This window comes from Sorangiineae bacterium MSr11367 (genome assembly GCA_037157805.1).
GTDB lineage: Bacteria > Myxococcota_A > Polyangia > Polyangiales > Polyangiaceae > Pendulispora > Pendulispora rubella.
In genome coordinates, this window is sequence record CP089983.1 from 6,405,870 (window position 1) to 6,419,700 (window position 13,831).

Below are 13,831 nucleotides of genomic sequence, written 5' to 3' on the forward strand. Positions count from 1 at the left end.
ATCTCACGGCACCACGGTCTGCGTGCGGAAGTTGAGCGTGCGGTCGCTCGTGCCGCGCATGGACTTGACGAAGAGGCTGACGAACGACCCGAAGAGGGCGTCGCTGGGGCCGATGCCCGTGGAGCCGGTGGGGCGCTGGACCCAGGTGCGCATCTGGTCGAGCATCTCCTGGCTGAAAGGGTTGATGTCCACCCTCACCGCGAGAAAATGGGGCGTTCCCGCGCGCAGGTACGATTTGTCCGCGATGGGCAGATCGCGCGCCTCGGCGCACTGGCGCAGCACGCCTTCCACGTTGAGCACGGGCTGATCGCGCACGCCGCCGCGGCTCGTGATGGTCACGCGGTACACTTCCTCCCAGAGGTCGAACACGACGCGGCAGCTCTGCACCGCCAGGGCCACCGGCGTGTCCTCGCCCTGGCGCATCACGTAGGCGCGCATGGCGATGATGGTGGGTAGCCCGCTGGAGAGCTTTTGCGTGAGCGGCGCATCGATGGCATCGCGGTAGGAAAAGCTGGCGATGAGGCGCGTCTTGTCCCAGGCGAAGTTGGCCTGACGCGCCGGCAGCGACGCCGACGTCGCCGGGGCCTCCTGGGCCGCGGCGCGCCCCGGAAGCATGACGCCCATAACGAGGGCCAAGATGGCCACCCCCATGAATCGGAAGGGCGCGAATCGAAGGGGCGCGTTCAATTGCCCTCCGATCGCACGGGGATGAACCCGACCAAATTCGCGATGCCGAACGCGAAGCCGCCGACGTTCGTCTCGATGCGCAGGCCGGCGTTGAAGGTCAAATCGATGGGAACTTTGGAGAATCCCGAATAGCCACTCGGCGGCTGCCGCAGGTTGAGATCGTCGGTCAGGCCGTAGAGGCCGACGGAGCCAAAAAGGTCGATGCCGTAAATGGACCGCGTACCGCGGTAAAGCGGTATTCGGTATTCGACGCTCACCTTGGCCGCGTAAGTGCCATATCGAATTTCCTGAATGCTGGTGTCCAGAAAATTGGGCGCGGCGCGGCGGTCGAAATTCAAATCGAGAACGCGGTCGGGCAGCAGGTCGGTGAAGTCGCCCACGTAAAACCGCTCGAACAAGGGCGCATCGCCGAAGATGCTGCCCGCGAAGCCCTCGAGCCGCAGCACGTGGCCCCACGACAGCGGAAACCAATGCGAGGCGCGCACTTGCAACTTCGCATAGGGATAATCGGTCCCCAGCGGCGACAGCGACAGCTCGGAGAGCAGCGACATGAACGTGCCGCGCGTGGGCAAGAACGGCTCGTCGCGCGTGTCGTGCACCATGGTGGCGCGCAAGGTCGAAATGAGCGAGCTACCGCCGTGGATGTGAAAATCGATGGGCTCCACGTCCCGGCCGCGCACGTGGCTGGCCGCCCGGGGCAGGTTGGCGTCGATCTTCTCGAATCGGTAGTCGAGAAAGAGCTGCGTGGAGGAGCCCAGATCATGGCCCACGCCCACCGAGCCGCCGAAGCGGCGGTAGGAGGCCACGGCGAAGTCCTGCCGGACCTCGGCGGTGGGATCGTCGACCAACGCGTCGCGGTTTCCGAAGAAGTCCTTGGCGTTGTTGTAGAGCAGCTCGACGTTGGCCATCCACGGGGTGCCGCGGAATTGCGGATCGGAGAAGCGCGTGCGCAGCGCCAGCTGGCGATCGGCCAGCGCGATGGCCCCGCCCAAGGTGACGCCGGTGCCGGCGAGGTTGCGCTCCGACACATCGAGCCCGCCGTACGCGGTGAGCGGGCGAGCGCGGCCATCCGGTTCCGCGTCGGCGGACAAGCCGAGCCACAGGTCGTTCACCACGATGGTGTTGCGCTCGACGACGCTCACCACGAGCACGGCGTAGCCGCGCCGCGAACCCCGGCGGAGCGAGAGCTGCACGTCGCGGAAAAAGCCGGTCCCGAGCAGGCGAAAGCGCGTGACGGAGAGGTCCTTGTCGTCGACGTCGAGCGTATCGCCGGCTTTGAACCGGACGTAACGGAGCACCACGCGGGAAAGCGTGGTCGTGTTTCCTTGCACTTCGACGCCCTCGAGCCGATAGCGCAGGCCCACGTGTCCGGGCATATGGACGATGGCCTGCGAACGAGCTTCCTCCTCTTCCTCCGACGTCGGGTTGGGGGGCACGGGTTCCGAATCGCGTGCGTCGGGGTCTTTGGCCGGCGCGGGCGGTTTCGGCGGATCGGACCGGGAGGAGCCTTCGACCGGCGTCCCCACGGTGGTCGGCGGCGGCGGCGGCGGTGGCGCCGGCGGAGCCGTGGGCGCGGGCGGCGCATCGGACGGCTCGGGCGGCGTGCGCTCGCCGCCCCATGTGCGGACGGGCTGCGCGTGCGCGGTCGTCGCCGCCGCCAGCGCGAGCGCCACCGCGAGCTTACGCAGTTGCCGACGAACGAAGATCACGGACGTGCGTCGGGCTGGCGCTCAGGCATGGCCGCCTGGGCGGCTTCGCTGGAAAGGGCTGCCTCGGCCGCGGCCACGGCGCGGGGAAAGGCCGAGAGATCCACACCGAAGCGCTGGGCGCTGTACATCTGCGGCACGAGGAAAAGGTCTGCGGCGGTGAGCGTATCGCCATAGGCGAATCGCCCTTCGACCCCCTCCTTCTCATGAAGCGTCATAAGGCGTTCGACGCTGGCGAGGCCGCGCGTATTGAAGTGCTTCGCCCACTCCGTGCGCACCTTCGCATCCGAGCCCAGCCGATCGAGAACGGCCAGATTCTGCAGGGGCTGCGTTCCCGCGTTGATGACCTCGACGAGCGAGCGCACCCGCGCGCGGGCCCATGGCTCACGAGGATACAGCGGTGGATGGGGGAACAGCTCGTCCAGCAGCTCGATGATGGCCACCGATTCGACCACGGGCCGTCCGTCGATGAACAGACAGGGAACGTAGCCCGTGGGGCTGCGCTCGCGGTGTTCCTCGCCATGCTGCTCGCCCTCCCGCAGGTTCACCGCAACCGATTCGTAGGCGAGTTTTTTCAATTCGAGCGCAAAGCGGACACGGTAGGAGGACGAGGAACGCCAATAAGTGTAGAGACGTAGCGTTGGCATGGCGTCCCCATCTTCGCACGCGCGGTTGGCATGCGAACAGGGTAAGCAAGCGACGGCTGCAGCGGCGAGGTCATCGAACGGAGGGGCTATGGCGTACGCTGGCATTCTGTGCTCGGTTGCGGTTCTGGCGTTTTCGGCGCTTTCAGGGGTCGCGTGCGTCCAAGAAGACTGGGGCGGCCCGAAAGGTCCGCCCCTGGCCCAGGCATCCGCCCCGCCCCCGGCGGTGGTGTTGCCCCCCGATGGCGGCAGCGGCAAGACAGCGCTCACCTCGGGCGATGCGAGCGACCTCGGTGCGTCGCCCTCCCCTGGGTTCGACGCCGCCGGCTCGAATGAGAACAAAGACTCCGCCGGCCTGGTGCCCCGCGTGGATGCCACCTTGAGCGGAGGGAAGATTCCGGGCTTCGACGAGGCCATCGCCGGCATGCGCTCGACCTTGAAGGCATGCGTCGATGGCAAGGCCACGCCGAACGCGCGCATCGAGATCACCGCGAAGATCGGTCCCAAGGGCACGGTGCTCAAGAGTGACAAGGTCGGCGGGACCTCGTTCGCGCAAGGCGCGGTGCCCTGCTTGATGAAACGCATCGAAGCTGCGCAGTTCAAAAAGCCGACCGAAGGCTCCCCGCGCATCACGTTCCGCGTGCACATGTCGAACGAGTGACGCCACGGGCGCCACCTCCCCGTGAGCCCGATTCGGCGCACTTCCAATGCGTTGCGCCATGTTGTGACACCCGCTTGCTAAAGCGCGCGGAGGGGTACATCGTCGGACGCTATGAGCGACCAACCCCTCAGCGCAGATGAAATCGTCGCGTTGTCCAAGAAGCACACGATGTTCGAGTGGTCCGCGCAATCCGCGGTGGACCCCATCCCCGTTTCCCACGCCAAGGGCTCGTATTTTTATACGCCCGATGGAAAGCGGTACCTCGACTTCAATAGCCAATTGATGAGCGTGAACACCGGCCACGGCGATCCGCGCATCATCAAAGCGATTCAGGATCAGGCGGCCAAGCTGGCGTACGCCAACCCGTTCATGGCGCACGAACCGCGCGCGCGACTGGGGAAGAAGCTGGCGGAGCTCTGTCCCGGCGACATCGATGCGTTTTTCTTCACCAACGGCGGGGCCGAGGCGAACGAGAACGCCATCAAGATCGCGCGCATGTACACGGGCCGCTCGAAGATCCTCGCGCGTTACCGCTCGTACCACGGGGGTACCGCCGCGGCGATGGCGCTGACGGGCGATCCGCGCCGCTGGGCGGCGGAACCGAGCATCCCGGGCGTGGTCCGCTTTCCCGACTTTCACAAGTGGGGGCGCAGAGACCCCGAGCCGGTGAGCGAGTCGCTCCGCGACGTGGAAGAAGTCATCATGTTCGAGGGGGCCAAGAACATCGCCGCCATTTTGGTGGAGACGGTGGTCGGCACCAACGGCATCTTGATTCCGCCGGATGGATACATGCAGGGGCTTCGCGCCATCTGCGACAAGCACGGTATTTTGCTGATCTGCGACGAGGTCATGGCCGGCTTCGGGCGCACGGGCAAGTGGTTCGCGGTGGATCACTGGAAGGTGACACCCGACATCATCACGATGGCCAAGGGCCTCACGAGCAGCTACGTGCCGCTCGGCGCGGTGGGACTGCGGCGCAGCATTGCGGATCACTTCGACAAGAACGTGTTCTTCGCGGGCCTCACGTACAACAGCCATCCAATGGGCTGTGCCACGGCGCTGGCCACCATCGGTGTGTACGAAGCGGACGGTCTCATCGAGCGCGCGGCGAAGATGGGTGAAAGCCTGAAACGGCACCATCAGGCTTTGTACGAGAAGCACCCGTGTGTGGGCGCAACGCGATCCATCGGTCTATTCGGCATGGTGGAGCTCGTGCGCGACCGCAAGACCTTCGAGCCAATGGCCCCGTACAACGGGACGAGCGACGAGATGAAGGCGGTGCATGCGCACCTGAAGGAGAAGGGGCTCTACACGTTCGTGCGGTGGAACGGCATCATGACGAACCCGCCGTTGACGGTGTCGGAGGAGGAGCTCGCCGAGGGCTTCGCCATCATCGATTCGGCGCTTTCGCTCGTGGACAAATCCGCAAAGGCGTAACATCCGGGACGTGAGCGACGTCTCGGACAGCGATCTCGGGCGATTTCGAACGGTGCAGCGGCTCGCGTACGATTGCGCGGAAGCCATCGGCGCGAGCCTGCAACCGGGCATCACGGAGCGCGATGCGACGGCCGCGATGCGCACGTGGCTCGTGGGTCGGGGCGTCGACGACTGGCTGCACCGGCCCTTCGCATGGTTTGGAGACCGGACCGCGTTCAAGGGCTTCCGCTTTCCGCACCAGTTTTTCCCGACGGACCGCAAGCTCGAACGAGGCATGCCGTACATCCTCGACGTCGCCCCCGTCGTCGACGGCTACGCCGCGGATATCGGCTACGCGGGATGCCTCGGCGAAAACGCAGTGCATTCGCGGTTGCTCGCCGACTTGGAAGCGTACCGTTCTCTGATTCTCCAGGGCGTGCGCGCGCGCAAATCGCTGCGTGCGATTTACCGCGACGTGGACGGCCTCCTCGCGCAACAGGGTCACGCCAACCGACACCGACGTTACCCCTTCGGGGTGCTCGCCCACCGGGTCGACGTCGTGCGCAACACTGCGCCGCGGTGGACGGTGGCGGGGTTCGGGATTCGTAGTTTGCGGACGATGGTGGGGGACGTGATGGTGGGGGCGCGGGCGGGGTGGTCGCCGTTTTGGGGGCCGAGTCGCTTTTCGGATCACGCGCCCGCCCCGGGGCTGTGGGCGGTGGAGCCGCACCTGGGGCACGGCGGCGTGGGGGCCAAGTTCGAGGAGCTCTTGGTCGTCACGGAGGGTGACGCGTTTTGGTTGGATGATGATTTGCCGCACGTGCGGCGCTGGCGAACCGGCGCCGTGCGGGCGGCGTAGAGAGAGGGATCGAGGGCGAGGCTCGAGTCCGGTTTCGGTTTCGGTTTCGGTTTCGGTTTCGGTTCCGGTTCCGGTTCCGGTTCCGGTTCCGGTTCCGGTTCCGGTTCCGGTTCCGGTTCCGGTTTCGGTTTCGGACTCAGACTCAGACTCAGACTCAGACTCAGACTCAGACTCAGACTCAGACTCAGACTCAGACTCAGACTCAGACTCAGACTCAGATTCAGATTCAGATTCAGATTCAGATTTCAGATGTGGGAGCTGGACGGTGCCGTCCAGCTCCCGCGGGGGCGGGTTACCGCAGCGCGCCGAGGCGGTGAAGCATGGCGGCGACGCGATTGAGCAATGCCTCGCCGGCTTCGATTTCGTGGGTGTGGACGTAGCCCCAGGCGACTGCAACGCGCAACGCGGCGCGCGATTCGCCGTTGGAGCCGGCGGCGGTGGAGAAGCGTGCGATGCGATGACCGCCTTGGCTGCGGTCGCCTTCGGCGATGTTTAGCGCGACGGAGCTGAGGGCTCGTCGGAGCTGCTCGCCAAGATCGCGATCGCAGCGGCGGATATGTGCGACCGTGGGGCGAAGGAGCTCGATGGCTTGAATCGCGAGCTCGAGGACATGAAAACCAGAGGGGCGGTGGGTCGGGTTTGCTTGCATGCCCCCCCCAAGCGAAAGAAGCGTGACAGCGCCCAGCCTCTCGCATGCTGCCGCCTGCGGGCGCTGGCGCGCTTCTTTCGCGTTCGGGCAGGCAAGCAAAACCGGCACACCGCATCGGGATTCAGTTCGATGCGAGATTTGATCGATGCCGATCGCCGGCGCAGCTCCGATGCCGGTCACGGACGCGGCTCCGATGCACCATGGCCGATGCGACTCCGATGCGGAACGCCGACGCTGATGCGGAATCCGCCAACTGAATCTCGGTGCGGCGGGGTGTTCTTGCTTGCCTGCCCGGGCGCGAAAGAAGCGCGCCAGCGCCCCGTCCTGATCGGCATTCGAGCGCGAGGGCGCTGTCACGCTTCTTTCGCTGGGTGGGGCATGCAAGCAAGAACACCCCACCGCCCCTCCAAATTTCATGTCCTCGAGCTCGCGCTCCAAGCCATCGAGCTCCTTCGCCCCACAGTTGGGCATATCCGACGCTGCGATCGCGACCTGGGCGAGCAGCTTCGACGAGCTCTCAGCTCCGTTGCATTGAACATCGCCGAAGGCAATCGCAGCCAAGGCGGCCATCGCATCGCACGCTTCTCCACCGCCGCCGGATCCGACAGCGAATCACGTGCCGCCCTACGCGTCGCGGTCGCCTGGGGCTACGTCCACCCCCGCGAAATCGAAGCCGGCGAGCGATTGCTCGACGAAGTCGCCGCCATCCTCCACCACCTCGGCGCAGTGCGCTAGCGCACAGCGCGGGAGCTGGGCAACACCGTCCAGCTCCCCCCACCGACTCACCTCCGACCCAATTCCGGGTGCCGAATCTGCGTCTGCGTCTGCGTCTGCGTCTGAATCTGCGTCTGAATCTGCGTCTGCGTCTGCGTCTGAATCTGAATCTGAATCTGAATCTGCGTCTGAATCGGTCCCGGATTCGGATCCGGATCCGGAATCCGGAATCGGATCCGGCCCCGAATCCGGATCCGATCCCGAAACCGGATCCCGAATCCGGCGCCGCAATCGGCGAGCCACCTGGAAGGTGGCGGACCGCCGGCAGGATGCCGGCGCTCCATGCCTACCGGCGGCGAGGGCGGCGGAGGGCGACGGCGTTGGCCCTGGGTTCCGGCGTGGGATCCAAGGGTGGCAACGCCAGCACGAGGCGCTCGATGCGCGGGAGGGCGTCGTTGAGGGCGCGCTCGGCGCGGAGTTCGTCGAAGGGGGCCTCGAAGACGAGCACGATGATGTAGATCGTCGCGAACGACTGGGCCACGTAGCCGAAATCGGCCAGGCGCACGGTTTCTCGGATGGGCCTCCCCTTGCGAAGGCTGTCGATCCCCGGGAGGCTGCGCACCTCGCGCAGCGCGCGCTGGGCGCTGGGCACCAAGTCGCGAAGATCCGGCGGGGGCAAGGATTCCACCCCTTTGGGCTCGGAGATCTGCGTTTGGCTCGGCTCCGGGGGAACCGGGGCGGGCAGATCGGCCAGGCGCGGTCCCGGCAACGGCGCGGGCGGGGGGAAGGTCACCAGCTCGGCCAGATCTTCGTCGGCGTCCAGATCCTCGGGGGGCGGGGGCCGCTCGGATTTGTCGCGGTAGAGGGGCGTCACCGACGCGTAAGGCTCCAGCGGATCCACGACGTGGAGGACCGCGCTGAGCTCCGGGGGCTCTTCCAGCGGGCCGCGTTGGTGGGTGGCGCCCCAGACGACCGGCGAGTGGGCGTCCAAGACCAGTGCCTCCACCGCCTGGGTGCGCGTGGCCAGCGCCCGCAGCTCCTCCCGAAGCGAGCGCGAGATGGACAGACGCGCAGGCGGCTTGGAGTGCGCCTCGATCAACGCCGCGAAGGTGTTCATCAGCATCCCCAGTCGGCGCCGCAGCGCGGCGGGGTTTCCGGGGGCGGTGTTGAAGGTTACCGCGATCCGCGTCCCGTCCAACAAGCGCGCATAAAGCACGTTGGCGGCGGGACTTTCCGGCTCGGGGTCTTTGGTGAGGACGCGCACGTCCTCGGCGCCGAGCTCACGCCGCACAAGGGCGACGAACCGCGAAAACGGTGACTCGGGATCAGGGGGGGGACGGTCGGACATCGGGAACCTAGCTCGACAGCGGCGGCCCACCCAGAGTATCGCCAAACGGGGGTGGGCAATGCGCTATATCACGGGCGCGTAAGGTAACCGATGATCCTGCGCAGCAACGCGGCGTAGCTCCGGCGAAACTGTGGCTCCTCGGGACCGTAGCCCGTGAGCATCCGAGCGGCCTGGGGCATGAGCCAGGGGTAGCTGGCCAGCCCCATGAGGACGATCATGGCCAACTCGCTCTTTTCGTCCCGGAGCAGGCCATGGTCGCGTTGGGCCTTGGCCACCCGCTCCAGGCCCGGCTTGAAGAGCTTCGCCCGCATCTTTTCCGAGGGGACCTCCCGGCTGCCGTAGGTGAGCGCCTCCCACTGCATCATCCGCATCCAGTCGCGCTTGCTGCCGAAGTTGTCGTAGATGTAGGGCAGCATGTCCTGCACACTTTGCGGACCGGCCTCGATGATCTGCTCCTTGTCGGCCTGGATGGCCAACATGGTGGCCTCGAAGAGCTCCTTCTTGTTCCCGAAGTAGTGGTACAGCATGCGCTTGTTGATGCGCGCCCGTTTGGCGATCGCATCCACACGGGCCCCGGCAAATCCCCGCGCCGCGAATTCCTTCATCGCCGCCGACAGGATGCGCGCCTGTGAGCGTTCCGGATCGCGCGCACGCGGCTCCCGAGCCTCACGCGCAGCGGACCCTTCATACTTCTTAACCGTTGTCAGCTTGGCCTTGCTCACGCGCGACGCTATGTAACCACCTGGTTAGTTAACCCACAACACCCCATGCGCATTCCGCCCTCCTTTAGCCCATTTTCTGCGGTGATGCTCTGCGCCGTGGCTCTTGCTGCGGCCCCCTGCATGACCGGGTGCAAGCGCTCGGAAGCGAAGACCGAGCCTGTCAGCAAGGAAGATCCGACGGTGCATGCCAGCGTGGTGCAAGTCACCGAGCAGGCGATGCCGGAGTATCTTACCCTCATCGGCACGCTCCGCGCGAACCAGGAGTCGGACATCGCGGCCGACGCCAGCGGAAAAGTGCTGGCCACGTTCGTGGAGCGTGGTCAGGCGGTGCGCAAGGGCGAGTCGCTCGCCCGGCTGGATTCACGCGCCGCGGTCATCAGCGTCAGCGCCACCGAGGCTCAATCGAACCAGGTGAAGTCCAACTTGGAGCAAGCCCAGCGTGAGTGCGAGCGCGTGAAGCATTTGCTCGAGACCAGCGCCATCTCGCAGGCCGAGTACGATCGAACGACGTCGCAATGTTCGTCGACGCAGTGGTCGCTCGCCGCCGCCGAGGCGCAGAGCGAAAATGCCCGCAAATTGCTGGGCGATAGCAACCTGCGCGCGCCGTTCGACGGCGTCATCGGAGAGCGCTACGTCAACGTCGGGCAGTACGTGAAGCCCGAGACCAAGGTCGCGTCCATCTACGCACCGGATCCCCTCCGCCTCGAGCTCACCGTGCCCGAGGCGCAGGCCGGGATGATCCAGCCCAACATGACGCTCACCTTCAGCGTGACCGCATTCGGCGACGAAAAATTCTCGGGCACCGTGCGTTACGTGAGCCCGCACATTCGCGAGTCCAGCCGCGATCTCGTCGTCGAGGCCATCGTGCCGAACCCCGGCCCCAACGGGAAAGGCGCGAAAGATGGCAAGCCGGCGGGCGCGGGAAAGCTCCGCCCGGGCATGTTCGCCACGGCCAAGCTCCTGCTCAGCGAGCACCCCGTTCCCACCGTTCCCGTGACCGCGCTCCGGCGCGAGGGCATCACGGCGCGGCTCTTCGCGGTGGTCGATGGTCGCGCCAACGAGCGACTCGTTCAGGTCGGGGAGGAAAAGGGCGGCGTCATCGCCGTCGTGAGCGGCATCAACCGCGGGGACGGTGTCGTCGCCCAACCCGGTCCCGACGTCCGCGACGGCGTCCGCATCCAGTAAATTCCGTAGGAGAGGCAACCTTTCATGCAGTGGCTTGCGGCGATCTGCATCAAGCGCCCCATTTTTGCGACCGTCCTCATCCTGGTCATCTGCGTGGTGGGTGCCTTCGGCTACGTCCAATTGGGCGTCGACCGCTTCCCCAAGGTCGATCTTCCCATCGTCACGGTCACCACGCGCCTTCCCGGCGCGGCGCCGGAAGACGTCGAGACCGAAATCACCGAGAAGATCGAAGAAGCCGTCAACACCGTCAGCGGCATCGACGAGTTGAACTCGGTCACCTCCGAGGGCGTCTCGCTGGTGACCATCACGTTCATCCTCGAGAAAGATCCGGACATCGGCGCGCAGGAGATCCGCGACCGCCTCAATCTGATCTTGCCCGATCTGCCGAAGGACATCGAGCAGCCCACGGTGCAAAAGCTCGATCCCGACTCGCAGCCGGTCCTCTATCTGGCGCTCAACGCGCCAGAGAAGCCCATTCAAGAGGTCACCGAGTTCGCCGACAAGCGCATTCGGCGCCTGATCGAGACCATCGACGGCGTGGGCCAGGTGCAAATCATCGGCGGGCAGGAACGCCAGGTGAACGTGTGGCTCGATCCCATTGCGCTGCGCGGTGCGGGGATCACCGCGCTGGACGTGCAGCGGGCCATCTCGTCGCAGAACCTGACGACGCCGGGCGGCCGCGTGGACACCGGACCGGAGCAACTCACCTTGCGCATCCACGGGCGCGTGGAGCGTCCGCAGGAGATTGGCGAGCTGGTGGTGCGCCAGGTGGCGGGGCACTCGATCCGCGTGAAAGACGTGGCCAAGGTCGAAGATGGCGCGGAGGAACGCGAGACCGCCGCGCAGCTCAATGGACGGCGCACGGTCACCATGCAGGTGCGCAAGCAATCGGGATCGAACACCGTGAAGGTGGTCGACGCCGTCAAGACGCGCATCGGAGATCTGAAAAAGACGCTCCCCGCGGGCTACCAGCTCGACGTCGTGCGCGATGACTCGGGCGTCATCCGCACCAGCGTCGATGCCGTGCACGAGCACTTGATCATCGGCGCCATCCTCGCCGCGCTGGTGGTGCTCCTGTTCCTGGGCAACCTGCGAAGCACGATCATCGCGGCCGTCGCGATCCCCACGAGCATCATCGGCACCTTCGCCCTGATGTGGATTCAGAATTTCACGCTCAACACGATCACCCTCTTGGCCCTGGCGCTGGCCGTGGGCATCGTCATCGACGACGCCATCGTCGTGTTGGAGAACATCTACCGCCACGTCGAAGAAAAAGGCGAATCGCCCGAGGAAGCCGCGCGCACGGGCACGCAGGAAATCGGCCTCGCGGTGCTCGCCACGACGCTCTCGCTCATCGCGGTCTTCCTTCCCGTGGCCTTCATGGGCGGCATCCCGGGGCGCTTTCTCAAGAGCTTCGGCGTGACCATGGCCTTCGCCATTGCCGTGTCGCTGCTGGTGAGCTTCACGCTCACGCCGATGATGGCCTCGCGCTGGCTCAAGCCGCATGACAAGACCGCGCACAAGGGGAAGGAGCCCCTGGGCGAGCGCATCGTCAACTTCTTCTATCGGCCGATCGAGCGCATCTACATGGCCATGCTGCGCTTCGTGATGCGCCGGCGGTGGGTCGTCGTGGTGCTCTCGTTGGCCACACTCGGCTCGTGCGGGCCGCTCGCCGGCAAGGCCAACAAGGGATTTCTCCCGCGCAACGACGACGCACACTTCGAGGTCGTGGTGCGCGCGCCCGAGGGCACCAGCCTGGCGCAGACGGAACTCATCGGCGAGCGCATGGCACGCGACATCCGCGCCTACTCCACGGTGCACGCCACCTTGGTCACCGTCGGCGGTGACTCGAGCAAGACGCAGAACGCCGCGCGCATCTACGTGCGCCTGGTCGATCCTGCGTTCCGGCCGGAGCAGTCGCAAGAACAGATCATGAACCAGTTCCGTAAGGAGGTGGTTCCCAGGCAGCCCAAGGACCTGCGCATCACCATTTCCGAAATCGGCGCGTTCTCGGGCGGCGGCTTCTCCACCGCGAAGATCCAGTACACCGTGCGCGGGCCCGATCTGCGCAAGCTCGAAGAAGTGACCTCGCACGTGCTGCCCAAGCTCCGCAAGGTGCCCGGCGCAGTGGACGTCGACTCCTCCCTCATCCTGGGCAAGCCCGAAATGGGCGTGTACATCCACCGCGGGCGCGCGGCCGATCTGGGCGTGCAAGTCTCGGACATCGCGAACGCGCTGCGGCTCCTCGTCGAGGGCGACGAGGTGTCGAACTACGAAGAGCACGGCGAGCAATACGACGTGCGCGTCCGCGCCGAACCGAAATACCGCGCCGACATGAACGGGCTGCGGCTGCTGACCGTACCTTCGCAGCGGCTCGGGTTCGTCCCGCTGAGCGACGTCGTCGAGTTGCGGCGGGGCACGGGGCCGGCGGAGATCCGCCACCTGAATCGGCAGCGCGTGGTGACCATGCTCGCGAACGTCATTCCCGGCGTGGGCGAAGGCTCCGTGGCCTCCGAGTTGAAGAAGATCATCGACGAGGAAAAGCTCCCCGCCGACTACGTCGCCGCGCCCACCGGGCAGACACGCGAGATGGGGCGCGTGATGGTGAACTTCGGCCTCGCCATCGGACTCTCCTTCGTCTTCATGTACCTGGTGCTGGCGGCCCAGTTCGAGTCGTGGCTGCACCCCTTCACCATTCTTCTGAGCCTGCCGCTCACCCTCCCCTTCGCGTTCATGTCGGTCATTCTGTTCAAGCAGGCGATCGACATCTATTCGATGTTGGGCATCCTGGTGCTCTTCGGCGTGGTGAAGAAGAATGCCATCTTGCAGATCGACCACACGAACCAACTGCGGCGCGCGGGCATGCCGCGGCTCGAGGCGATTCTGCAAGGTAACCGCGATCGTTTGCGGCCCATCTTGATGACCACGTTGGCCTTCGTGGCCGGCATGATCCCGCTCATCCTCTCCAAGGGGGTCGGCGCGGGGTACAACCGAGCCACGGCCGGCGTGGTCGTGGGTGGACAGATTCTCTCGCTGCTGCTGACGTTGCTTGCGACGCCCGTTGCGTATTCGCTCTTCGATGATGCGTCCAGGTGGTTGCGCAAGGTTTTCCGGCTGAAAGGGCCGAGCGAGTTCGACGTGGCGGTGGCGGAAACGTCGTCATCGGAGGCAGAGCGACAGGTCCCCGCGCAATCGCTGCCCATGCCAGGCGAGTAGACAAAAGCTATTCTTTGGGCGGTC

At 65.8% G+C, this 13,831-nt stretch carries 12 protein-coding genes; 6 read left to right on the forward strand and 6 right to left on the reverse strand.

The window, feature by feature from the left end:
• Positions 1-3 precede the first annotated feature (3 nt).
• From LVJ94_24510 to maiA, 3 genes are read right to left on the reverse strand one after another with little or no spacing between them, the layout of a single operon-like run.
• Positions 4-687 (reverse strand): hypothetical protein, encoded by a 684-nt coding sequence (locus tag LVJ94_24510; protein ID WXB10377.1) that lies wholly within the window; start codon positions 685-687, stop codon positions 4-6.
• On the reverse strand, positions 684-2,396 hold the full coding sequence (locus tag LVJ94_24515) for a BamA/TamA family outer membrane protein (protein ID WXB10378.1): 1,713 nt from the start codon (positions 2,394-2,396) through the stop codon (positions 684-686). The genes LVJ94_24510 and LVJ94_24515 overlap by 4 nt, the downstream gene beginning before the upstream one ends.
• Positions 2,393-3,040: a maleylacetoacetate isomerase gene (gene maiA, locus LVJ94_24520; protein ID WXB10379.1), complete on the reverse strand. Its 648-nt coding sequence runs from the start codon at positions 3,038-3,040 to the stop codon at positions 2,393-2,395. Before maiA ends, LVJ94_24515 begins: the two co-directional genes overlap by 4 nt.
• 88 nt (positions 3,041-3,128) lie before the next feature.
• Between maiA and LVJ94_24525 the strand changes: the two genes are divergently transcribed.
• The 3 genes from LVJ94_24525 (at position 3,129) to LVJ94_24535 (ending at position 5,973) form a co-directional block, all read left to right on the forward strand.
• Complete coding sequence (locus LVJ94_24525; protein ID WXB10380.1) at positions 3,129-3,698, forward strand: hypothetical protein; 570 nt, start codon at positions 3,129-3,131, stop codon at positions 3,696-3,698.
• A gap of 111 nt (positions 3,699-3,809) precedes the next feature.
• The gene (locus LVJ94_24530) at positions 3,810-5,135 is read left to right on the forward strand and encodes an aminotransferase class III-fold pyridoxal phosphate-dependent enzyme (GenBank protein ID WXB10381.1); all 1,326 of its coding nucleotides are present in this window, start codon (positions 3,810-3,812) and stop codon (positions 5,133-5,135) included.
• Between the two features lie 10 nt (positions 5,136-5,145).
• Entirely contained in the window at positions 5,146-5,973 is an 828-nt protein-coding gene (locus LVJ94_24535; protein WXB10382.1) for a M24 family metallopeptidase, read from the forward strand.
• A gap of 292 nt (positions 5,974-6,265) precedes the next feature.
• On the opposite strand, the gene LVJ94_24540 is transcribed toward LVJ94_24535, so the two are convergent.
• The gene (locus tag LVJ94_24540) at positions 6,266-6,622 is read right to left on the reverse strand and encodes a four helix bundle protein (protein ID WXB10383.1); all 357 of its coding nucleotides are present in this window, start codon (positions 6,620-6,622) and stop codon (positions 6,266-6,268) included.
• 378 nt (positions 6,623-7,000) lie between these two features.
• Between LVJ94_24540 and LVJ94_24545 the strand changes: the two genes are divergently transcribed.
• Positions 7,001-7,357 carry a four helix bundle protein gene (locus LVJ94_24545; GenBank protein WXB10384.1) on the forward strand — a complete coding sequence of 119 codons (357 nt, stop codon included), beginning with the start codon at positions 7,001-7,003 and terminating at the stop codon, positions 7,355-7,357.
• Positions 7,358-7,682: 325 nt separating this feature from the next.
• On the opposite strand, the gene LVJ94_24550 is transcribed toward LVJ94_24545, so the two are convergent.
• Both LVJ94_24550 and LVJ94_24555 read right to left on the reverse strand, forming a co-directional pair.
• The gene (locus tag LVJ94_24550) at positions 7,683-8,684 is read right to left on the reverse strand and encodes a hypothetical protein (protein ID WXB10385.1); all 1,002 of its coding nucleotides are present in this window, start codon (positions 8,682-8,684) and stop codon (positions 7,683-7,685) included.
• Between the two features lie 68 nt (positions 8,685-8,752).
• Positions 8,753-9,406 (reverse strand): TetR/AcrR family transcriptional regulator, encoded by a 654-nt coding sequence (locus tag LVJ94_24555; GenBank protein ID WXB10386.1) that lies wholly within the window; start codon positions 9,404-9,406, stop codon positions 8,753-8,755.
• A gap of 120 nt (positions 9,407-9,526) precedes the next feature.
• Between LVJ94_24555 and LVJ94_24560 the strand changes: the two genes are divergently transcribed.
• Together LVJ94_24560 and LVJ94_24565 are read left to right on the forward strand one after the other, a co-directional pair.
• Positions 9,527-10,591 carry an efflux RND transporter periplasmic adaptor subunit gene (locus LVJ94_24560; protein ID WXB10387.1) on the forward strand — a complete coding sequence of 355 codons (1,065 nt, stop codon included), beginning with the start codon at positions 9,527-9,529 and terminating at the stop codon, positions 10,589-10,591.
• A 24-nt stretch (positions 10,592-10,615) separates the two neighbouring features.
• The gene (locus LVJ94_24565) at positions 10,616-13,807 is read left to right on the forward strand and encodes an efflux RND transporter permease subunit (GenBank protein ID WXB10388.1); all 3,192 of its coding nucleotides are present in this window, start codon (positions 10,616-10,618) and stop codon (positions 13,805-13,807) included.
• The last annotated feature ends 24 nt before the right edge of the window (positions 13,808-13,831 follow it).